The 20,965-nt window shown below is 54.3% G+C and carries 17 protein-coding genes and 1 pseudogene; 15 read left to right on the top strand and 3 right to left on the bottom strand.

Annotated elements, in window-relative coordinates; genetic code table 11:
- The first annotated feature begins 4 nt into the window (after nt 1–4).
- The 13 genes and pseudogenes from plsX (at nt 5) to QRN38_RS00530 (ending at nt 11,345) form a co-directional block, all read left to right on the top strand.
- The gene (gene plsX / locus QRN38_RS00590; RefSeq protein ID WP_010207935.1) at nt 5–1,027 is read left to right on the top strand and encodes a phosphate acyltransferase PlsX; all 1,023 of its coding nucleotides are present in this window, start codon (nt 5–7) and stop codon (nt 1,025–1,027) included.
- Nucleotides 1,028–1,143: 116 nt separating this feature from the next.
- Nucleotides 1,144–2,082, top strand: coding sequence for an ACP S-malonyltransferase (fabD, locus tag QRN38_RS00585; RefSeq protein WP_007245842.1), 939 nt, complete (start codon nt 1,144–1,146; stop codon nt 2,080–2,082).
- A 15-nt stretch (nt 2,083–2,097) separates the two neighbouring features.
- On the top strand, nt 2,098–2,841 hold the full coding sequence (fabG, locus tag QRN38_RS00580) for a 3-oxoacyl-ACP reductase FabG (protein ID WP_005770626.1): 744 nt from the start codon (nt 2,098–2,100) through the stop codon (nt 2,839–2,841).
- A 192-nt stretch (nt 2,842–3,033) separates the two neighbouring features.
- Nucleotides 3,034–3,270 (top strand): acyl carrier protein, encoded by a 237-nt coding sequence (gene acpP / locus QRN38_RS00575; protein WP_003381096.1) that lies wholly within the window; start codon nt 3,034–3,036, stop codon nt 3,268–3,270.
- 113 nt (nt 3,271–3,383) lie between these two features.
- Entirely contained in the window at nt 3,384–4,628 is a 1,245-nt protein-coding gene (fabF, locus tag QRN38_RS00570; protein WP_011104743.1) for a beta-ketoacyl-ACP synthase II, read from the top strand.
- On the top strand, nt 4,628–5,443 hold the full coding sequence (gene pabC, locus QRN38_RS00565) for an aminodeoxychorismate lyase (RefSeq protein WP_057417600.1): 816 nt from the start codon (nt 4,628–4,630) through the stop codon (nt 5,441–5,443). The genes fabF and pabC overlap by 1 nt, the downstream gene beginning before the upstream one ends.
- Nucleotides 5,444–5,446: 3 nt before the next feature.
- Nucleotides 5,447–6,586, top strand: coding sequence for an endolytic transglycosylase MltG (gene mltG, locus QRN38_RS00560; RefSeq protein ID WP_057417599.1), 1,140 nt, complete (start codon nt 5,447–5,449; stop codon nt 6,584–6,586).
- Between the two features lie 19 nt (nt 6,587–6,605).
- A pseudogene (gene tmk, locus QRN38_RS00555) lies at nt 6,606–6,953 on the top strand (dTMP kinase); the annotation flags it as partial.
- A gap of 672 nt (nt 6,954–7,625) precedes the next feature.
- Nucleotides 7,626–8,822 carry a Thoeris type III anti-phage system protein ThcB4 gene (gene thcB4 / locus QRN38_RS00550; protein ID WP_057417598.1) on the top strand — a complete coding sequence of 399 codons (1,197 nt, stop codon included), beginning with the start codon at nt 7,626–7,628 and terminating at the stop codon, nt 8,820–8,822.
- 81 nt (nt 8,823–8,903) lie between these two features.
- Nucleotides 8,904–9,521, top strand: coding sequence for a Thoeris type III anti-phage system protein ThcA (gene thcA / locus QRN38_RS00545; protein WP_057417597.1), 618 nt, complete (start codon nt 8,904–8,906; stop codon nt 9,519–9,521).
- Between the two features lie 2 nt (nt 9,522–9,523).
- Nucleotides 9,524–10,294 (top strand): toll/interleukin-1 receptor domain-containing protein, encoded by a 771-nt coding sequence (locus tag QRN38_RS00540; RefSeq protein ID WP_057417596.1) that lies wholly within the window; start codon nt 9,524–9,526, stop codon nt 10,292–10,294.
- Nucleotides 10,295–10,687 (top strand): hypothetical protein, encoded by a 393-nt coding sequence (locus tag QRN38_RS00535; protein ID WP_057417595.1) that lies wholly within the window; start codon nt 10,295–10,297, stop codon nt 10,685–10,687. It begins immediately after the preceding gene.
- 145 nt (nt 10,688–10,832) lie between these two features.
- Nucleotides 10,833–11,345, top strand: a complete 513-nt coding sequence (locus QRN38_RS00530; protein WP_057417594.1) for a toll/interleukin-1 receptor domain-containing protein — start codon at nt 10,833–10,835, stop codon at nt 11,343–11,345.
- Between the two features lie 624 nt (nt 11,346–11,969).
- Here QRN38_RS00530 and QRN38_RS00525 read toward each other — a convergent pair.
- Nucleotides 11,970–12,935: a DUF4760 domain-containing protein gene (locus QRN38_RS00525; protein ID WP_057417593.1), complete on the bottom strand. Its 966-nt coding sequence runs from the start codon at nt 12,933–12,935 to the stop codon at nt 11,970–11,972.
- Between the two features lie 862 nt (nt 12,936–13,797).
- On the opposite strand from QRN38_RS00525, the gene QRN38_RS00520 reads away from it, so the two are divergent.
- Nucleotides 13,798–16,149 (top strand): hypothetical protein, encoded by a 2,352-nt coding sequence (locus QRN38_RS00520; protein WP_144433543.1) that lies wholly within the window; start codon nt 13,798–13,800, stop codon nt 16,147–16,149.
- A 51-nt stretch (nt 16,150–16,200) separates the two neighbouring features.
- Here the strand turns inward: QRN38_RS00520 and QRN38_RS00515 are convergent, their stop codons facing one another.
- Together QRN38_RS00515 and QRN38_RS00510 are read right to left on the bottom strand one after the other, a co-directional pair.
- Nucleotides 16,201–18,066, bottom strand: a complete 1,866-nt coding sequence (locus QRN38_RS00515) for a DUF7380 domain-containing protein (RefSeq protein ID WP_235814499.1) — start codon at nt 18,064–18,066, stop codon at nt 16,201–16,203.
- A gap of 64 nt (nt 18,067–18,130) precedes the next feature.
- Nucleotides 18,131–20,107: an ATP-binding protein gene (locus QRN38_RS00510; protein ID WP_057417590.1), complete on the bottom strand. Its 1,977-nt coding sequence runs from the start codon at nt 20,105–20,107 to the stop codon at nt 18,131–18,133.
- Between the two features lie 282 nt (nt 20,108–20,389).
- On the opposite strand from QRN38_RS00510, the gene QRN38_RS00505 reads away from it, so the two are divergent.
- A complete protein-coding gene (locus tag QRN38_RS00505) occupies nt 20,390–20,833 on the top strand; it encodes a hypothetical protein (RefSeq protein ID WP_057417589.1) in 444 nt (147 codons plus the stop codon).
- Nucleotides 20,834–20,965 lie beyond the last annotated feature (132 nt).

The raw sequence follows: 20,965 nt of genomic DNA, 5'->3' as shown, positions 1-20,965 counted from the left end.
TTTCTTGTCCGCTCCGATCATCGCGATCGACGCAATGGGCGGGGACTTCGGTCCCCGCAACATTGTTCAGGCAAGCCTTGCGTGCCTGACAGCTACACCCTCGCTGCATCTGGCCCTTGTCGGCCAAGCCTCCCTTATTGAAGAACTGATTGCCTCCCATGCTGCTGTGGATCGCTCGCGCCTGCGCGTCGTTAATGCCACTGAAAGCATTGCCATGGATGAGCGTCCGTCTCAGGCCCTGCGTGGCAAATCCGATTCTTCCATGCGTGTTGCCCTTGAGCTTGTTTCCAGTGGTCAGGCCCAGGCATGTGTCAGTGCCGGCAATACCGGTGCGCTGATGGCGCTGTCCCGCTATGTGCTCAAGACTTTGCCCGGGATCGACCGGCCCGCGATGATCGCGGCCATTCCTACCCGGACCGGTCACTGCCAGCTATTGGACCTGGGCGCGAATGTCGATTGCAGCGCCGAGGCGCTCTATCAGTTCGCGGTGATGGGTTCTGTACTGGCCGAGACGCTGGGCGTTACAAAGCCCAGGGTTGCCTTGCTCAACGTAGGTACGGAAGACATCAAGGGCAATCAGCAGGTCAAGCTGGCTGCCGGTCTTTTGCAGGCGGCCGCCGGGCTCAACTACATTGGCTACGTTGAAGGTGACGGGGTGTATCGCGGGGAAGCTGATGTGGTGGTGTGTGACGGCTTTGTCGGTAACGTGTTGCTCAAGTCGAGCGAAGGTCTGGCGACGATGATTGCCGCCAGAATTGATGCGCTGTTCAATCGCAACCTGCTGAGCAGGGCGGTCGGAGCGCTGGCCTTGCCATTGCTCAGGCGGCTGCAGACCGATCTTGCGCCTGCCCGCCATAACGGTGCAAGTCTGCTCGGATTGCAGGGGGTCGTGGTGAAAAGCCACGGTTCTGCCAGTGTTTCAGGCTTTCAGAGTGCGATTCAGCGAGCGATCGTCGAATCGCGCGAAGACCTGCCGCAGCGACTGAAGGGGCGGCTTGAAGTGATGTTCGCGGACGGACGAACCTGAAAATGTGACGCATCAGACTGGTCAGTCATCCAACCGATCAGTCATGTAAAATCGAATTCCTGCGTTCGGCCTGTCCGAACGCTCATTTTGGCGACAATAATTCAGAGGCTTGTCAAATGTCTGCATCCCTCGCATTCGTCTTTCCGGGTCAAGGATCGCAATCACTCGGCATGCTCGCCGAGCAAGGCGCGCAGCATCCATTGATCCTCGACACTTTCGAGCAGGCTTCCGAAGCCCTTGGCTACGACCTGTGGGCGCTGACCCAAAGCGGTCCGGCCGAGTTGCTCAATCAGACCGACAAGACCCAGCCTGCCATTCTGACCGCTTCGATCGCCTTGTGGCATGTATGGCTGGCCGAGGGCGGTGCGGTTCCTGCGTTCGTTGCCGGTCACAGCCTGGGTGAATACAGCGCGCTGGTTGCTGCGCAAAGCCTTAGCCTGGCCGATGCCGTGAAGCTCGTCGAGCGCCGCGGCCAGTTGATGCAGGAAGCTGTGCCAGCCGGTCAGGGCGGCATGGCAGCCATTCTGGGTCTTGATGACGCCGACGTCATTGCTGCCTGCGCTGAAGCGGCACAAGGTGAAGTTGTCAGTGCCGTGAATTTCAACTCGCCGGGTCAGGTGGTCATTGCCGGTTCCGCCGAGGCCGTCAAGCGCGCCATGGAGCTGTGCAAGGCGCGAGGCGCCAAGCGTGCTTTGCCGTTGCCGGTCAGCGTGCCATCACACTGCGAACTGATGCGTCCTGCTGCAGAGCGTTTCGTCGAGGCGGTCGAAGCCATTGAATGGCAAGCGCCCTCGATAGCGCTGGTGCAGAACGTCAGCGCCAGCGCGGTCAGTGACCTGGCGACGCTCAAGCGTGATCTTCTGGAACAGTTGTACAAGCCGGTTCGCTGGGTTGAGTCCATTCAATGTCTGGCGAGCCACGGTGCAACCCGGCTTGTGGAATGCGGGCCGGGCAAAGTGCTGGCTGGTCTGAACAAGCGTTGCGCCGAAGGCGTGATTACTTACAACCTTGACACCCCGGACGCCTTTGCCGCCGCACGCGCGGCACTGGCCTGATTAGGAGACGCCTGTATGAGCCTTCAAGGTAAAGTTGCACTGGTAACCGGTGCCAGTCGCGGTATTGGTCAAGCCATTGCGCTTGAGTTGGGACGCAATGGTGCGGTCGTTGTAGGCACTGCGACCTCCGAGTCCGGCGCCGAGCGCATCAGCGCAACGTTCAAGGAAAGCGGCATCGAAGGCTTTGGCCTGATGCTGGATGTCTGCGATGCAGAGTCTGTGAGTTCTGTTCTGTCGACCATTCAGGAGCGCGTAGGCGCACCGTTGATTCTGGTCAATAATGCCGGTATCACCCGTGATAACCTGGTGATGCGCATGAAAGATGACGAATGGTACGATGTCGTCAATACCAACCTGAACAGCCTTTTCCGTCTTTCCAAGGGTGTTCTGCGCGGCATGACCAAAGCGCGTTGGGGACGAATTATCAGCATTGGTTCGGTTGTGGGTGCCATGGGCAACGCCGGTCAAGTAAACTATGCTTCCGCGAAGGCCGGGCTGGAAGGTTTCAGCAGGGCCTTGGCCCGTGAAGTCGGGTCGCGTGCAGTGACCGTGAACTCGGTTGCACCAGGTTTCATCGACACCGACATGACGCGTGAGCTGCCAGAGGCTCAGCGTGAATCACTGATTACCCAGATACCCCTGGGCCGTCTGGGGCAGGCAGAAGAGATTGCGCACGTAGTCGCTTTTCTTGCTTCCGAAGGCGCAGGTTACGTTACCGGGGCTACAATCCCGGTCAACGGCGGCATGTACATGAGCTGATGTGACGATCTGTTTCAAAAAAATGTCATACGATTTTGTCTAAAATCCGTTATAAAGCTGCAATCTATGAATGGGTGAAGGTACGGTTGGGCATAAGGGGAGAGCGTTAAGCTTGAAATTCGCAAAACCTCTTCTATACACTTACCCACTGGCCAGATGCCTGAACATTTCCACTAGGAGTTAAAACTAGGTATGAGCACCATCGAAGAGCGCGTCAAGAAAATCGTTGCCGAGCAACTTGGCGTCAAATCAGAAGAGGTTGTCAACACTGCTTCTTTCGTTGAAGACCTGGGCGCTGACTCCCTGGACACCGTTGAGCTGGTAATGGCTCTGGAAGAGGAATTCGAGACCGAAATCCCTGACGAAGAAGCGGAAAAGATCACGACCGTTCAAGCAGCAATCGACTACGTCAACAGCCATCAGGCTTAAGATTTGTAATCGCTGACTGCTGTCACGGGAAAACCGCACTGCTTTAATCGGCGTGCGGTTTTTTCTTTAAAAACGCTGTGATTGTTCTGTAAACAAGAGAGAAGGAGAGTCCTGTGTCGCGTAGACGCGTCGTGGTCACCGGGATGGGCATGCTTTCGCCACTGGGCAATGACGTGCCCAGCAGTTGGCAAGGCATTCTGGCGGGCCGCAGTGGCATTGGCCTTATCGAGCACACGGACTTGTCAGCCTTCACCACCCGTTTCGGCGGTTCGGTCAAGGGTTTCAACGTCGAAGAATACCTGGCGCCCAAAGAAGCGCGTCGGCTCGATCTCTTCATTCAGTACGGCCTCGCAGCCAGCTTTCAGGCGGTGCGTAATGCCGGCCTTGAAGTCACTGATGCAAACCGTGAGCGCATCGGCGTGGCAATGGGTTCGGGCATCGGTGGTCTGACCAACATCGAAAACAGCAGTCGTCTGCTGCATGAGCAAGGTCCAGGGCGGATTTCTCCGTTTTTTGTGCCAGGCTCGATCATCAACATGATTTCCGGTTTCCTGTCTATCCATCTGGGTGCACAGGGGCCTAACTACGCCATCGCCACAGCGTGCACGACTGCGACTCACTGCATCGGCATGGCGGCGCGCAACATCGCCTACGACGAAGCTGACGTGATGATTGCCGGTGGTGCTGAAATGGCAGCCTGTGGCCTCGGTCTGGGCGGCTTCGGCGCTGCGCGCGCGTTGTCGACCCGCAACGACGACCCTACGCGTGCCAGCCGCCCTTGGGACAAAGGCCGTGACGGTTTCGTGCTGTCCGACGGTGCCGGTGCGATGGTGCTTGAAGAACTCGAGCACGCCAAAGCGCGCGGCGCGACCATCTATGCCGAACTGGTCGGGTTTGGCATGAGTGGCGACGCCTATCACATGACCTCCCCGCCTGATGACGGTGCCGGCGCCGCACGTTGCATCGTCAACGCCCTGCGTGATGCCAAGGTCAATGCGGATCAGGTGCAGTACATCAACGCACACGGTACCTCGACACCTGCGGGCGATCTGGCCGAGGCATCTGCAATCAAGTCGGTGTTCGGTGATCACGCCTACAAGCTGGCGGTCAGCTCGACCAAGTCGATGACCGGCCACTTGCTGGGTGCTGCCGGTGCGGTCGAGGCAATTTTCAGCGTGCTGGCAATGGTTGATCAGGTGGCTCCGCCGACCATCAATCTGGATGAACCGAGCGAAGGCTGCGACTTGAACTTTGTGCCTCACGAAGCGCGCCGGATGCCGATTGATGTAGTCCTGTCGAACTCCTTCGGGTTCGGTGGCACCAATGGCTCGCTGGTGTTTCGTCGGTTCGCCGAGTAATGCTCGCGTGGGTTGATGGCTGCTGCGCAGACACCCTGTCTGTCAAGGACAGGGGGCTTGCGTACGGTGACGGAGTGTTTGAAACCGTCGCCGTCAAGGGTGGTCAGCCATTGCTTCTTGAGCGTCACTTGCAGCGTCTCGAAAACGGCTGCCAGCGCCTGGCAATTGCAATCGATCAGGTGCTGGTCCGCACAGAAATGACCCGTTTCGCTGCCGAACTTGGCGACGGGGTCATGAAGCTGATTCTCACCCGTGGCGACAGCCAGCGCGGTTATGCCCCGGCTCCCGATATTCAATCACGTCGAATTCTACTGGGCAGCCCCGCGCCGGCTTACCCGGTTGCGCATGCCGAGCAGGGCGTGCGCCTGTTTGCCTGCCAGACCCGTCTGGCCGAGCAGCCGCTGCTGGCCGGGCTCAAGCACCTGAATCGCCTTGAACAAGTGCTGGCGCGTTCCGAATGGAGCGACAGCGAACACGCCGAGGGGTTGATGTGCGACACCTCCGGGCGGCTGATCGAAGGTGTTTACAGCAACCTGTTTCTGGTCAGCGCCGGGCGCCTGTTGACCGCTGACCTGAGCCGTTGCGGGGTCGCAGGCGTGATGCGCGCCGAGTTGCTCGATCAGGCACGAAACCTGGGACTGGCTGTCGATATCCGGGACGTGCACTTGTCCGACCTCGAAGCGGCGGACGAAGTGTTTCTGTGCAACAGCGTCTACGGCGTCTGGCCAGTGTGCAGGTTTGCAGCGCTGAACTGGCCGGTTGGTCCGCTCACCCGTAAACTGCAAGGCATCGCTCGCGCCCTTCTGGATATCTGATTCGTGATCCGAAAATTATTGGTGTTGCTGGAAACCGCCATCGTTCTGGCGGTCCTGCTGCTCGGCTTTGCTTTCTGGCAGCAGAAAGAGGCGCTGAACCAGCCGCTCAAGGTGGCTCAGGAGCAATTGCTCGATGTTCCGGCTGGCTCCACGCCCACCGGCGTTCTCAACCGCTTGCAAGTCGATGGCGTGATCAAGGACGCTTTCTGGCTGCGCCTGTACTGGCGTTTCAACCTTTCGGGGCAGCCCCTGCACAGCGGTGAATACCGCATGCTGCCGGGCATGGACGTCAACGCCCTGTTCGATGTCTGGAAGCGCAAGGAGGTCGTGCAGTACAGCCTGACGCTGGTTGAAGGCTGGAATTTCCGTCAGGTTCGCGCTGCGCTGGCCAAGCAGGCCAAGCTCGATCAAACGCTCGCGGGGCTGTCCGACAGTGAGTTGATGGCGAAAATCGGCCACCCCGACGTGTTCCCTGAAGGCCGCTTCTTCCCAGACACCTACCGCTACGTGCGCGGCATGACCGATGCCGAATTGCTCAAACAAGCCTATAACCGCCTGGAAGAAGTGCTGGATGAGGAGTGGCAGGCAAGATCGTCAGAAGCGCCTTATTCCAATCCTTATCAAGCCCTGATCATGGCGTCGATGGTCGAGAAGGAAACCGGTGTGCCTCAGGAGCGCGGGCAGATTGCAGGCGTATTCGTGCGCCGCTTGAAGCTGGGCATGCAACTGCAGACCGACCCGACCGTGATCTATGGCATGGGCGAGCGCTACAACGGCAAGTTGACCCGCGCCAATCTCAGAGAGCCCACGCCCTACAATACCTACGTAATAGCCGGTATGCCGCCGACACCGATTTCGCTGGTGGGGCGCGAGGCCATTCATGCTGCGCTCAACCCGGTGGCGGGCAGCAGCCTGTATTTCGTCGCCAAGGGTGACGGCAGCCATGTGTTTTCTGACGATCTTGATGCGCACAATTCGGCTGTGCGTGATTATCAGCTCAAGCGCCGTGCCGATTACCGCTCGAGCCCCGCGCCTGCTGCGGCACCGGCTCCGACAGGGGCACCTGCCGCCGATTCGCCTGCTTCACCACCCGAGCCCGAGACTGCACCGGATGCCCCGCAGTCCGAGCCGGATACGCAATAATGACGACTAAGGATGACCTGTGACTGGCTTGTTTATCACTCTTGAAGGTCCGGAAGGTGCAGGCAAAAGCACCAATCGCGACTATCTGGCGGCGCAACTGCGAGCGCAGGGTGTTCAGGTATTGCTGACCCGCGAGCCGGGCGGTACGCCGCTGGCCGAGCGTATTCGCGAGCTGCTGCTGGCCCCCAGTGATGAAGGCATGAGCGCCGACACCGAGCTGTTGCTGGTGTTCGCTGCACGTGCGCAACATCTGGCCGAGGTCATCCGTCCCGCGCTGGCGCGTGGCGAAGTGGTGCTGTGTGACCGGTTTACCGAGATGTTATCTATCTTCAGTGTAAAGGGTAAACCTCTCTCAAATTTCCGACTTTGACCTCCAGGCAAACCCTCGTCACCTTGATCTCCCGTATCTACTGGGTATCAGCCATGATCGAATCGATCTGGACGTCGTATTTATAGCATCCGCTAGATCCTAAATGTAAACAAGCCCCTCAAACCACTTTTTTTCGATGTTTGTAAACTAGGTTTCTTCACCACCCACGCTATCTTGCCTGATCGGAGCCTCTATTTTCCCTATAGGCCCGGATTCATTGGGTTTCGAGGTTTACATAAAGGAATTTTTCGCCCCTCAGTCCTTCAAGAATAAGTCTTCCGCACCCCTAATCTAGGTGAAAACGCACCATCTTCGTTGACATGAGAACCTCCGAAGGCCTCGCAGATTTTCACCGGTTTACGCGTGATGGTTCCAACGCCTTGGCGCAGGGCAGCGCGTCCTTGGCACCCCCTCAGTATCGCAGCACCCTACGGCCAGCCGCCTAGCCACATCCCCCAGTCCCCAGCCAAGCAGCTCCACAAGCGCACATCCACAAATCCGCTCCTAGAGATGTTTACCCGCAATCCGCCCCTGAGAACATAACTTCACGTTCTACAAGCTGACGGCTCGATAAGTCGAGGTCTGGTAAGCACAAGATTCGCAAGCCAATAGAACGTATATCTGGTAGCTTATCGCCATCAATTTCTCAGTCGATTTCGGGTAGGTTTCATGGACGATCACGCACCCCTTTATTGCCTGGGGCTTCTTGGGAATATCCCTCAGAATCTTATGCCGTCACTTCGCGAGTCAATTTATAGCGGCTTGGAGACTCTGGGCCTCGTGGTCGGCCGGGATGTCAGCTTGTTCGAAGGAAGCGCTCTGGAATTCAAGCCGGCGATCGACCGTTGCAGCGCGGCCTTATGCTTCGACGTTGCTAATCATGAGCAGGCAGCGATTGAAAAGCTGATGCAGCGTCGTGTTCCATTGATTCCTGTTGCCAGTACCAAATCCAGATTTGCGTCGGAGTTTCCTGGCAAGCTTGGAGCTCTCAATGGGCTTGAGGTAAGCGATGGGGCTAATACCCTTGCTACCGCTTTGCTGGAGAGTGCTGCGCTCATCCCAAGGCAGCGGCGCATCTTCCTTAGCTATCGCCGTGTAGAGTCCACTGAGGTGGCCCTACAGCTCTTCGCAGCACTGTCCGCCCGTCAGTACGATGTATTCCTTGACACTCACGGCATTCAGTCTGGAGAGCATTTCCAAGAGGTACTCTGGCAGAAGCTGTGTGATTCGGACGTGATGATCTACCTAGACACGCCCGGATATTTCGACAGCCGCTGGACTGAGGCTGAGTTCGCGCGGGCCACCCTGCGCGGGCTGTCAGTGTTAAGAGTCGCTTGGCCCGATGTAGAGTCCAAAGCGAGCCAGATCATCGGAGGGGAGGTAATACTATCTGAGACGTCCTTTGCTCCAGCAGTAAGTGCAGCAAGTGGCGTCGAACCCGAGCTTAACCGAAGAATCGCAGATACCCATCTGGATGAGATCGTCCGATTGGTCGAGCTACTTCGCACTCAAAGCGTAGCGAGTAGATACGCCAAAGTGGTCAGCAAACTTGGCCATACGCTGGCCGAATATGGCGGAGAGATCATAGGCCAATCGGTTAGCCGAAGCTTGATCGTATCGATGCGTGGGAAAAACATCACGGTCTACCCTGAGCTCGGCGTTCCTACGAGCTATGCGCTGTACGAAGCAACTCTGAATATGCACACCCCTCCTGTTGCCGTTGTTTACTACCATGTCGGTATCAAGGAAAGGAAATGGCGAGCTCACATGGAGTGGTTTGCGGGCTATGTCACTGATCATGTCCGGCTGGTAACAACTGAAGATGCTGCTTGGGAGTTCAGTGTGTGGCATCAATCTGGCACGTAGATCCTTGGGAGTCCTTGACCCGGGTTGATGACATGACGGCATTATGATGTATAGCCACTGAAGCACCTAGAGGCCCTGAATATGAGCAGCATTTTCCTTTCCGCCAGCGTTCCGAGCAGCGACAGCGAGTACTACAAAGGCTGCAGCCCTGTACTGATACAGGCAGCACTGCGCGCCTTTCTGTTTAGCGTCGTGGGACGCAAGCATTTGGTTTTTGGTGGGCACCCGTCAATTTCCCCTTTGATTTTAGCCGTCTGTGAAGAACTAGGTATCAAGAACAAGAATGCGGTGACGATATTTCAGAGCAAATATTTCGAAGCCAGCTTTCCTACTGAGAGTCTCCGCTTTGCCAACTTAGTTCTTACTCCCGCCGCCGAAACGGTCGAAAAAAGCTTGTCTATCATGAGAAAGCAAATATTTGCCGACTTTGATTATGATTCGGCCGTATTTATTGGTGGTAAGAAAGGCATTAGGCAAGAATATCGGCTATTTAGAAGAATGCATCCGTATGCCATAGCGCTCGCGTTGCACAGTCCGGGCGGTGCTGCCTCTATGATAGGAGGTGCGGTTGTAGAAGATGATGAGCTCCTAGATTATGACAGGCTGTTTATCAAGAATCTAAATATAAGCAAAGATTTTATAAAGGAAATGCCTGCGCCCAAGCGCTCACGTGCAGTGCTTAATGACAAAGGAGTATGACTATGCATTACGGTTTTGAAATGGCGGTGCAGGAGAATGAGATTCTCGTAGACCCTTTGGTTGTTAATCGTCATAAACATGACCTCAGCAACAAGGTCGTTGATCTTACCAAATACTTTTTGAGCGATAATCAAAGTATTGATGCAGAATTAATTGCAAAGCATCTCTTTCCAGAAATGCGGTGTGATGTTTTCATCTCCCATTCGTTTAATGATAGATCTAAGGCCATTCAGTTAGCTCATGATCTCAGGAAACGTGGAATTGTTGCATTTGTTGATTCTATGTTTTGGGGCTCCGCTTATGAGCTGCTCAGGGCAATCGACAACAAATACTCTATTCCTTTTGGACAAGCACACTACAGCTATGAACGGCTCAATCGGTCTGCGGCTCACGTAAATATGATTCTGGCAACCGCATTGCAAAAGATGATAATGCATTCATCCATGCTTTTATTCTTGAATACCGAAAACTCAATTTCAACAAAGCATTCTGTTCAAGACGAGAAAAAGACTCACTCGGCTTGGATTCATATGGAATTGACATTTAGTCATATGCTCTGGCAGATCGAGCAAAGCAAAAATCTCTTGGATGGAATGGAGTCTTACAAGTCCGAATCTGCTTCTATCTACCACAAGGCTGAGACGGAGCACCTGAAGGCTCTGACCTACAGTAAATTCTTGAGCTGGTTGAACAGTATTAAGATAAAAAACGACCCCCAAGCATTCATAACCGCTGCAGCAAATCTTTACCGTAATCCAAACAGGGTTCTTTAAGTGGACAGAAAACTTAAGCACCTTGAATTCGTACAGTCCGTTATCAATCGGTTGTCTACAAACTCATTTCTTCTCAAAGGGTGGTCAGTACTGCTGATTTCGGGGTTATTCGCACTGGCAGCAGCTCAGGACAATAAAGGTTTTGCAATATACGCTCTCGCGCCGGCCATTGCGCTGTGGGGGTTGGATGGATATTTTCTTGCCCTGGAACGTAACTATCGCAAGCTTTATGACAAAATTCGGCTGTTGAATCCTGATCAAGTTGATTTTGCTATGATGCCTTTGGTAACCAGCGGAAATAGCGACTTCTTTCAAGCTTGCTTTTCAAAGACGATTCTGGTTTTTCATGGCGCGGTGATCATTTCGATTGCTGCGGCGGCCAGCATCTTCTGAAACTCGTTTAGCGGATGCCTATGGCATCCAATGGGGGAGAGGGAAATGTCTGCAGCGAATCCTCAAAGACGAGCTTCAAACAACATTCGGCTATCATCTCCCTTAGCCTCGTAGCGTAAGAAACAATGCATTACAGGATATTACAGTGCCAATCGATCTTCGTACCCTTCGATCTGCGGCCACGCGCAGTCGTCAATATACTACAGCCAGTAACTCTCAAGCCGCCCGAGCTCTGGGTTATAGAACCGCGTTTCTTTGCCATAGCCACAAGGACAGAACCTTAGTTCAAGGCTTGATCGAGGTTTTCAGGGAGGAGGGGCTGCACCTTTATGTCGATTGGATGGACAGTGAGATGCCGCCAACCACTAATGGAGATACTGCTAAAAAGATCAAAAACAAGATTGTGGAAGCCGACCTCTTTCTTTTCTTGGCCACACCAAACTCAATGGTATCGAGGTGGTGCCCTTGGGAAATTGGCTATGCAGATGGTATGAAGCGAAACGAGCAGATATTCGTTATCCCAACCGTTGAGAATGGTACGAACTTCGGTAATGAGTACGTCGACATCTACCGTCGGATTGACGAGGCCAGGGGAGGCGGACTTGCTGCCTGGTACCCGCGCAGACAATACGACGGCGTTCAGGCGCGCTCCCTTTAATGATGCGTTTATGATCATCAATTATCGCTAATAGGGGCAGAGGCGGGCTTTGAAGCGAAGCGTCTTTTACCATGTTTTACCGGGCCGGCGGTCGTGGACAAAGCCCCGCCATGAGTGACCGTCCTTGCGTTCGAGCTTTCATCCTTACCGCTGCGCGCTCCGCTTGCCCGAAGTCCACTCCTAGATGCATTCGTAAAATGGGGCTGACGACAGCTAGGGCGTAGCAGATCAACCATGTACAGGATTCGAGATTAAGTTTCGTAGAAGTCTTCGAGGGTCTTCCTATGCATGCAATCCTCGACGCCGTTGATGTCATGCTAAACGCGAATGACGAGTCGCTCATCCCAAGCCCAGCCACCAAGAAGACCACCATCCGCTCATGAATCAATCCCCACACGACGCCCCAGTCTTGTTACCCAACCAACCCATGACATGCTGGAGACCAGGCCAGCCGATCCCGCGGCCGGACGTTGTGATGTTCGATGAGTTTGAAAGCTACCGGGAAGGCGCAAATATGAGGCGGTTAATGAGCCCGTATCGCGCCGTGGGACTGATACTGCATAGAGCTCGGAACGAACGCTCTCATATCTAGGAGGATACGACAGCGCTGATTCTGACTGACAGTCACATCGGAAACTTGCGGCGCTCCAGCTTGCCCTCATACCTCTTAAGGGTATTCACGATAGGCCTGGTTTTGTTATGTTCCTTCAAGGCCGCCAACGCCTGGTTGATGATGTAGGAGGTCTCGATCGATTCCTTCGAGATTACCCCGGTGATGTTGCGACGCAGCGTCCATTTCACCGCTAGCCATTCGAAATTCACCCAGATACGAGCTTGCTTGATCTGCCGGGCTTTGATGAATCCATATGTCAGCTCGTAGAGCTCAATGAAATGGCTGCCGTAGATGTTATAGATGAAGTCTTCATCGTATATCCCGTAACGGATGGCATTGGCGCAGCCCTCCATAGCATTAAGGATGGCAACAGCTGACTGGCGGTGCTTCGTCTTCGGACTGACTTCCGCCTTTGCTGCATCATCGGTGGGCTTCGATGCACCTTTTGCATTCGCAGCAGATTCTTCAGGTACCTCGCCTGTTGTTTTGTTTGCGGCGGTACATCTATCAGCCTCAGGCTGATCCGCCATTGTAGGCTTGGGGGTCATAACGTCATTGGCAGGCTGAACATCTGGAAAGACAGTTTTGGGCAATTCTGTCTGTGGAACCAGACTCTCCATATAGGCCGAAGCTTTTCGTCTATCAAGCTTGCCGTTGCTCAACATCATTCCCTGACGAACCCTGAACAAGTCTTGCAGGTGCTGCGCGAGCTCCGCCATCTCTTTCACGAAATCGAGTGCATTTTTCTCGCTTGCCGTTTTTCGGGTGAAGCCGATGGTTGTCCCTACCAAGCCAATGCTGAGGTACGCGAGGATCGGCATCAGGTAGGCTGACGGATTTATTTGGGTGATCGAGCAGCCGCTGCAATATGCCTGCTGGTAGAACAGATAGCCGAGGGCGGCGATCATAAGCACGAATACAAGAGTGTACAGGGCAGGAAAGACAAATTTGAAACGGTTTACGAACTTGAAAAGCATTTCGTTCACTCAATAAAAAAGCGCCACCCTGATGGGTTGGCGCTTAGTTGCCTAAAGCATGGGAACTAGATCAGAACAGACCCAAATCAATTTCTTTGGCAATCAATTCAAGGCGTAATTTCATAATTTAATCCTCACTAATGGTAGGCACCTAAGCACATCAGCTCTTCAGCCACGACCGATTCTCACATCATCCGCCTTGGGAAAGCAATCAAATTGTGACGATTGACAGGCTTGTGACTCGTCACGTTTACGCGAGCTTATTTTCTGGGAGCTATAGCGGAAACCCAAGCGCAGAGGGCCTTCAAACCCCGATATCGAGCCGTTCCTCAGGGGCTGAGGGCTAACAAGACATACTGGGCATCGCCTGCCGCTTAGCTGCTCAAGCGCTGCAGGGAGGCCGTTTGGAAAGGGCTGGGAGTCTTCATCATCATTGTTCAGGGCCTCGACGTTCCTATCGAAGTGGGATGAGACGCCGCCGACGCGCAGCTTCCTTCCTAAGGCCGCGGAGTCACGGGCGTAGTTGTCTCCGTCATCGCATTCCTCGGTGTCTGGCATCGGATAAGCTGGCGCGCGTTTCCCTTGTAGATTCAGTGTTCTCATTGACCCAAATGGTTGCCCGCGCAGGTACAACGACGGCATCAAGAGCGCTCCATTCCTGCGTCGATGATCACCGGTGGCAGCTAATGCCCGTCAGGGCCGGGTGCTCCACAACACATTCCCAAGCGTCTCTAAATGGTGAGGGTTGCATTCAACATTCGCTCTGCCAAGCCTACCTTAGACCGTGGTTAAATCCCTCATGGTTTACGGCCACACATGGGGAGACGGGCTGATGGTGGAGAAACACGGAATGGATGGTGCCATGGACGCCTCCGAAGAAGGCTACCAAGCCGAGATCCATCCTTCCAACCAGGATGGTCAGGTCATGGCAGTTCTTGAGCATTGGCGCAGTGCCTGGACTGACCTCAGTCGCACTCAAGAAGTTATCGATCAGGGCCCAAGCTTCGTACTGTGGTATTCCGACACAAACGCTTTCACGAATCCGGGCGCGTTCTTCTCTGCCGATGCGATTGATCAGATGATCCCACCTGAAGAAATCCGCAAAGCGCTGCGTGAGCATCTTGATGCGATCAATCATGCGCGTGACATGGCGGTAGTGCTAGTTATGAGAGAAGCTGCCGGAGCCCAAGCCGCCGTAGCAGTTATACCCAAAACCGCAGAATGCAAGCCGCAAGCCTGGTTTGAAATGGCCAAGATCCGAAAAGCATCGTTCGCTGATAGGGTCTGGATTCCACTTCGTGCCAACTCAGTGATCTCTAAGGACGGGGAGGTGGGTCGGGAGGGCTACCTTGAAGATTATTTCGGGCTTAGCTCTGTGATGTTTGATCTCGCGAATCGTGAGCAGATATCTAAAGTGGACTGGGGTGACATCGGCGACATCACCTTCACTGGGGGCACGGAAACCCGATATGTTCGAACAGATGATGTGGCAGCGGATGCTGTTGATCAAGCTGGAAAGGGTTTGGAGAAAAACCGAAGAGCCGAGATTGGGCAGGGCAAACCGGTGGCCTCATTGCGTCTGCCTTTTACAAATTTAACCCTAGAGTTGAGTGTCGGCTCAACAATACTGAAGCCTGTACAGCCAGCAGGATCAACTACCCCAGATGCTTCTGAACCTCCAGAGCCGGTACGGATCACGACCTACTATTGGGCGGGTGATTGGGGGAGCCACCGCGGCGATGCATTGGGCACCGGGCTTGTCATCGAACAAAGCTTTGATGGGGAAGCCCCCAGCGAATGGCATTTGCATCAAGATTTTGTGATCTCACTGGGCTTGCAACGACAAGGTGACAGTTGGCTACGACCTGCCGAGGGTTTTCAGGAAGTCGTGAGGCTCGCCCGCGACGAGTGTGGTAGTCCTGTGCTGCTTGAGGTTCGTAATGAGCATCTTCGTGATTATCTGAAAGCCCGGGGGATGTATCTGCTGATTTCGAGTTATCGAAGTCGCTCTCAGGTTGTGTCGGATGCCTCTCATATCGGCTGGGCTTCAGATCTGGTGGAAGAAGTAAAGGATGGGGATAAGTGGGAGGGTATCAACCGGTCAATACACGAAGGCGGCATGCCCTATGGCTCCTCAACTGGCGTTTTCCACGCATCGCGCACTGACATTGACAAGGATGACGAAGTCCCGGTCGCCGGACTTCCAAGCGACGATGCTGTTGTGTCCACAACCTGGTCGATCAAGCATCAGGGGCGCAAGTTGCAAAATTTGAGTGGTTCGCTTTGGAAAAACGATGTAGTCGAGCCCTCGAAGGTCAGTGAGCGGGTGCTGGGTGAGCCGCCGCTTACGAAAGTGGACTTCGCGGTTGACGGCTCCGGGGAACGTTTGAGTGGTGATCAACTTGCTAACAGTGGACGCTGGTTATGGTTCCGCCCGAACGTGACGGCACTTCTTGGCAGTTATCGAGGCTCCTCTCTGAATTGGTATACACGGGACACCGGTACCATCGGAATTTCACGTGGATACAGCGTTCATTTTGGTCTAAACGATCTCGGGTTTATCAATGTGTATGCCAAGGACATCGGACGGCTTCCGCTTTGGCAGCAGCGTGTTTGGGCCGGTGCCAACATGGTGCCAGACGGGGGCGTTTCTGCAGAGCTGCTGGCATCGCAAATGAAAGCAGACCCTGCAAGTACAAAAGCGCCGGAGATGAGGCTGCGATCGACGTATGACGAGCTTAATGCTGAGTTTCGAAAGTTAACCGGTAAGCCCTTGTTTGCGCCTCATCATGCGATTGAAGGCATCTTCGGCAGGATCCACCGGTTCCGGGCGTTGGAAATAACCGGCGTGCTTGAATTAGCCAAAGATCTAGCTAGGGTAACGGTGGAGTCGATGGATGGCAGTGCGTTATCAGTGCTGGCTCCGCCGCCTGGCCAGAAGCCAGGCTCGATCAAGCATTTGGAGGGCGCGTTGCAGAAGGGCATAAGCCTAGATGACGCGAGAGCGTTGACCAAGGTATTAGTAGGAATCAATGAACTAAGACAGGCTGATGCCCATCTTCCGTCTTCCGAGTTCGCCAATGCGTTTTTTCTGGTTGGCGTCGATCACCAGGCTGAACCGGTGGCTCAAGGCTGCCAGATGCTAGAGTCTTTGGTTGATTCCTTGGCTCAGATGGTGCAAGCCTTTTCTCAGTTCCCACGTAAAGGCAAGTGACACCAGCCCCGGGATGATTACCGGGGCGCTGCCTCCAAGGCTATAGCGCTCTTAAAGGGCGATCAACTCCAGTTCCGGTGCTACGTGAGTTTTCCAATGTGCAAGCAGAGGGAGACAGGCGAGGTGGTACATGAGCCAGCAGGCGTAGATACTGGAAGCGAGGTAACAGGATTCAGATGCCAGTTTTCCGTGAGCCATCTCGTGGCGCAAGCTTGGGCCTCCCTTCATGTTGAACAGCAGATCAATGGTGTAGATCAGGTCTACGCCAAAAATCGACTCCAATTGCTCCCGCCTATTTTTGAGTAGTCCACTGATTGACCTGTCTTCCTGAAGCATTTCTTCATTGAGTTTTGAGGTGTCGATCCCGGCATTGCTGAGCACATGGCGCAGCGAGTTTTCAAGCTGGGGGAATAGTAGGTGACAGGCAGACATCATGTCGCCCTGAAGAAAGCGTGCCAGGCCCAATGCATAAGTGCCTTCAAAACCAGATGCTACGAAAGGGCTGGCTGAGGCAATGGCCATCAGATGCCTGTCGTCAGTGGCAAAGTTGGTCAGCAGTGTTCGGGCAGCAGGCTTTACGCGGCTTTCGACCCAATACTGATAGTGAAAATCCAGGTATGGCAGGCATTGATGGTCGTACCATTCCGACGATGGTGTGTCGTTGAGGTTGCTAGTTGGCGCCTGGTTGACGACCCGCCCTAAAACGTCCGTGTAGAGCTGCCCACTGAAGAGGTCGGACAGGAAAGAATCACTACGAGCTTTAATAACATCCGTGTGCAGCGCCATTTTTTCCGGAATGGCGCAGATATGGGCAAACCTGTAAAGAAAGTCCGGAAGCGTTAAATCCTTGAATATATCAACAGTACCTGTGCGTTCCATAGAAAAGTCCATGGGCGTGCAGAAGGGTGAAAGCTCATGGGCAGCTTGTGCTTGCTGATCGAGCAACTCGACCTTCAGTTTTTCCTGCTCCTTCTGCATCCCTGGAATTGAACGCAGCTCCCGGATGGCGTCCCGCGTCCAGCTCGCTTTGGCCATAAAGCTGTCGACCCCTTCGCGCATCTTGAGCGTCTGTTCAATGGACTTCAGCTTACAGTGCTTAAAGGCTTCGTAGTCTTTGGATTGTTTGTGTGCATGTGCGGCCAATTCCCAGACACTCTTGACGGCCATGGCATAGTCATTGAGCTTGCTCGTCTCAGCGGCGTGCTCCGCATCCTTGGCGACCTGTGACCATTCGATGAGTTTGAATGTTTGTCCAAGAAGGGCAAGTCGGTTGAAGGACGGGAAGCAACCCAGTTCTTTCGCTTGAAAGTACAACTGTTTCCATGTGGCAGTGGCGATCTCAGGCAGCGAGTTCTGCTTGCCGGTACCTGTAATGATGTGAAAAACCCTCTCAATCAGATCAACAATTTTTGATGAAAGGCCGGAGGCTGGCTCGTAGGCGAAAGATAGTTTGTCTTCAAGGTAGAATGTAACCGTTTGGCAGTACGATTCTATGGCTAGGGTGGCGGTAGGTTGTAGTTTTCTGTGGTTGTACCATGCCACATCGGCAACGCGGGCACGGATCAAAGGATGATCGATTTGCTCCGCGATGTTGGCGAGTACATGGCTCTGCGGCCCAGCTATATCAGCGGGAATAGGGGTGCGCATACCATCCTTGATTGCTCTTGGGCCAAATGCGTCATGTCGGTCGACTGAGAAGTGATAGCTGCAGACGACCATCAGCATCCGGTATGCGCGAGACGCTGCATGATTCCCTTCAGCGCACGCCTGCTTGTAAAGAGTTCGGAGCTGGGAGTCCATGGTGTAGAACTCCAACGTATCAATGAACTGCATCAAACTGCCGATCTTGGTCTGCTCGAAGTCTTCAATAGAAGCCATCTCTAATTCAGAGCGTTTCGGTTCGTCATTACTGATCATACTTGACTCCATGTCTATCCCCGGCATCGCTCCGAACGTCATTGCTCTTCCAGCGTGCCGATGTTTACGACGCGGCAGCCAAGGGGTCGTTTGCGACGGCTGAGCCAGAAAGCCCGAGCTCATGCTGCTCAGAAATAGAAAGCACTTTGTTTAGAAGCTTATCAATCGGGAAGTTGTCGTAGCGTTCAGCAAGCGTTTTGCGCAGCCGCATTAGGCGCAAGTTGGCCGTATCTACGAGCGAGGCATACGTCGTCGCACGAACACGTCCTTGGGTTTGCCCATGCATATCCAGCACGTATTTTTCTGGAGCCACGCCTTTGGCAATCGAATGGCCTACCACCCAAGCCGTTACATACGGCGATCCCTGCACAAACCCTGATGAGCAAATGTCCTGGACATATCCGTCAGCCTGGTAGACCTCGCCGCGTTTCAGTTCAAATCCGCCACGCTTGAGCTCTATTAACAGAATGTTCTGCATTTGTACCAAGGCCACATCCGCAGGATTGAAGGTCTCAAATCCGCTGAGCTGTATGCTGGACTGATCTGGCAGTACCACGATGTCAGGACGCCTTTTATCATTGATGAACTGGGCATCCTGATCGCCCCAGAGCTGCTTGGCTAAGTTTCGCAGCGTGCTGTTCGACGTGTACTCCATCGACTCGTACTCTGGCCCGAAGATCCAGCGAGAGCGCAGAAGCAGAGGGTGGAGCGTGTGTAGCTCATCCGTGTTCCGATCAGCTGAGAGTCGGCTGATGGCCTCGACAACTCGAAGACGGTCGTCAATCTCATCCAAGACGCGTAAGGCATCCTTGACCGACCAATCGGTAAGAAGTGTGTCGAGCCCATCAATATCCGTCGAGGTGAGCTCCGCGAGCTTCCGTAGGAGAGCGGCACCGCTTTTTGATTTTTCAAGGTTGATCACTGCCTTTACGGCAGTGGCCAAGAAATCCGGCGAAATCGTCGGATGGGCCTCGGCGATGGCTTTTGTGAACTTGGTGACCTCGCGCTGTGCGCCTTTGCCCAGCGTTTTAAGCTCTACCCGGTTTTGGACAAGGGCATCCTCGGATGTGGCTTCGACCACTTCAGAGGCAAGCTCAAGCGAGACCTTCTCGATATGCTGGGCGGTGGCTGCGAACAGCTCTTTGACCTCCGCTGAGTTCCTGAAGCCTGTCCAGTCGGGTTCCACGTGTTGGTCGAACCCTTCGGTATCGACGATTACTTTGTAACGTTTCGCAAAACGCGTGCGTCCGTCAAAGTTAGCTATCTGGCCGATAGCCCAGGAAGGGTCGCCGACAAGGCGCTTATCGACCCAAAACGCAATCCCTTGGTGGATTGATGAATGATTCAAACGGGTGGAATCTATGATGATGACTTTTGCGCTTCGGCCATCTTTCAAAGTGAGTACTGATTCACGGATGTGCCCATCGAGCCGGTCGAAATTCAGCGGGATGCCATTCACACGGATTTCAAACTCCGGGTCATGAATGAAGCGAGCCGCCAGGACGGTCAAAATCTCTTCGATCTCCGGAAGCTTTCGAGTCACGGACACAGAAAGCTTGGTGCCCGATCCTTCTCGCGTGCCTTTGTCTTGCCATTTAAGAACAAAGGGGCTGGCGCCGGCACCTGTGCCAACGATGAACTGTCCGAGGGTGCCGTCCCGCCAGGTTTCCACACTGTATTCGTCAGCAAAGCAGAGCAACCCGTGACGACCGATCCCGTTCCGGCCATAGGCTTTGCGCGGTTGCCACGCTCTCATAGCGGGAAATTCAACCCGTGGGCCCTGATGCTTGAGTCGCTGATAGCGAAGGGTCATCCAACGCTTGACGAAGAGTTCAGGTGTCATCCCATGACCATCGTCGGCTACAGTCAGGGTGCCACCGATTTCTGATGGGAGAATAACTTCGACTTTCGAGGCTCCGGCATCCCAAGCGTTGGCTACTAGCTCCGTCAGTGCTACCTGAGGCGCGTGGGCGACTTGTCCTAGTTCGCGGAGAAGATAATCTTCCTCAAATAGAGAACTGAGCAGCGGTTGATCAAGCATGGTTTCCTTCCTTGGAGCACGCGCAGCGCTCAGCTTGCAGCACCCGGCAGGGGCTTTGGTAGGAATGATGATACATCACTCATTCTTCAGCCTACACGCGCGCTCTTTTGTGTTCCCCAATCAGAGGTTTCTGTCAGCAGAGCGACATCGCGACTCCCAGCTCAGCTAGACGAGGCAATCCTTTGACAGAACGATAGGGCTGCCTCGCTTTTCCAACAAAAGGGGTTGTCTATCCCTGGCCGCGTGGCTATCGTGGAGCCGTACCAACTCACGAGAATCCCTATGGATGATCATATTTCAACGACCAATCGAGATGAGCTACCTCTCGAATGCGAACGGGATCTCGATCCTGTCACCGCAGAGCTCAAAATTCAGTTTGCAAGGCTAGAGCGGGAAAGGCGCGAAGAGGCTTTTAAAGCCATCGACGCCGCGATTGAGATGGCGTGTGCTCCTACCAAACCGCGTAACCAGTTCCATAATCTGGGTGACGCGCTGGTAAAGATCCGTCGGGTGCTGGATGCGCTTGAGCAGGTTTGTCTGATCGGCATCGGTAGTTCCCCGACTCTATTGCAACAGTCAAAGTTTTGGAGGGCTGCTTACAATTTCCATCGTGAAGCGCTAGCCAGACTTAATGCTCTCCTGGCCCGTTCCCTGCGAGCCACCTTGCGCGTTCCTATGTTCCTAGACGGCCCAGAGCTGAGCGGCTACAAACACCGTCTTCGCTAATCCCTTCGAAAAAGTTTCTTTCCTTTCTTCGAATGGGAGCGTTGCTCGTGTCCAGAAAAAAATATCACGCTCGTGCCAACCGATTAGAGCGCAGGGGAATGATTAAGACTCCTACGTCCGCCGAACAGCCAG

It is taken from the genome of Pseudomonas sp. CFBP2511 (genome assembly GCF_030209255.1).
In the GTDB taxonomy this organism is placed as follows: Bacteria; Pseudomonadota; Gammaproteobacteria; order Pseudomonadales; family Pseudomonadaceae; genus Aquipseudomonas; species Aquipseudomonas avellanae.
This window is presented reverse-complemented; position numbering and strand designations above follow the sequence as displayed.

Bases quoted from the DNA above. Each gene is read 5' to 3' on its own strand.
- fabD (WP_007245842.1), top strand. From the start codon at position 1,144: ATGTCTGCATCCCTCGCATTCGTCTTTCCGGGTCAAGGATCGCAATCA.
- fabG (WP_005770626.1), top strand. From the start codon at position 2,098: ATGAGCCTTCAAGGTAAAGTTGCACTGGTAACCGGTGCCAGTCGCGGT.
- acpP (WP_003381096.1), top strand. From the start codon at position 3,034: ATGAGCACCATCGAAGAGCGCGTCAAGAAAATCGTTGCCGAGCAACTT.
- pabC (WP_057417600.1), top strand. From the start codon at position 4,628: ATGCTCGCGTGGGTTGATGGCTGCTGCGCAGACACCCTGTCTGTCAAG.
- thcB4 (WP_057417598.1), top strand. From the start codon at position 7,626: ATGGACGATCACGCACCCCTTTATTGCCTGGGGCTTCTTGGGAATATC.
- thcA (WP_057417597.1), top strand. From the start codon at position 8,904: ATGAGCAGCATTTTCCTTTCCGCCAGCGTTCCGAGCAGCGACAGCGAG.
- QRN38_RS00540 (WP_057417596.1), top strand. From the start codon at position 9,524: ATGCATTACGGTTTTGAAATGGCGGTGCAGGAGAATGAGATTCTCGTA.
- QRN38_RS00525 (WP_057417593.1), bottom strand. From the start codon at position 12,935: ATGCTTTTCAAGTTCGTAAACCGTTTCAAATTTGTCTTTCCTGCCCTG.
- QRN38_RS00520 (WP_144433543.1), top strand. From the start codon at position 13,798: ATGGACGCCTCCGAAGAAGGCTACCAAGCCGAGATCCATCCTTCCAAC.
- QRN38_RS00515 (WP_235814499.1), bottom strand. From the start codon at position 18,066: ATGATCAGTAATGACGAACCGAAACGCTCTGAATTAGAGATGGCTTCT.
- QRN38_RS00510 (WP_057417590.1), bottom strand. From the start codon at position 20,107: ATGCTTGATCAACCGCTGCTCAGTTCTCTATTTGAGGAAGATTATCTT.
- QRN38_RS00505 (WP_057417589.1), top strand. From the start codon at position 20,390: ATGGATGATCATATTTCAACGACCAATCGAGATGAGCTACCTCTCGAA.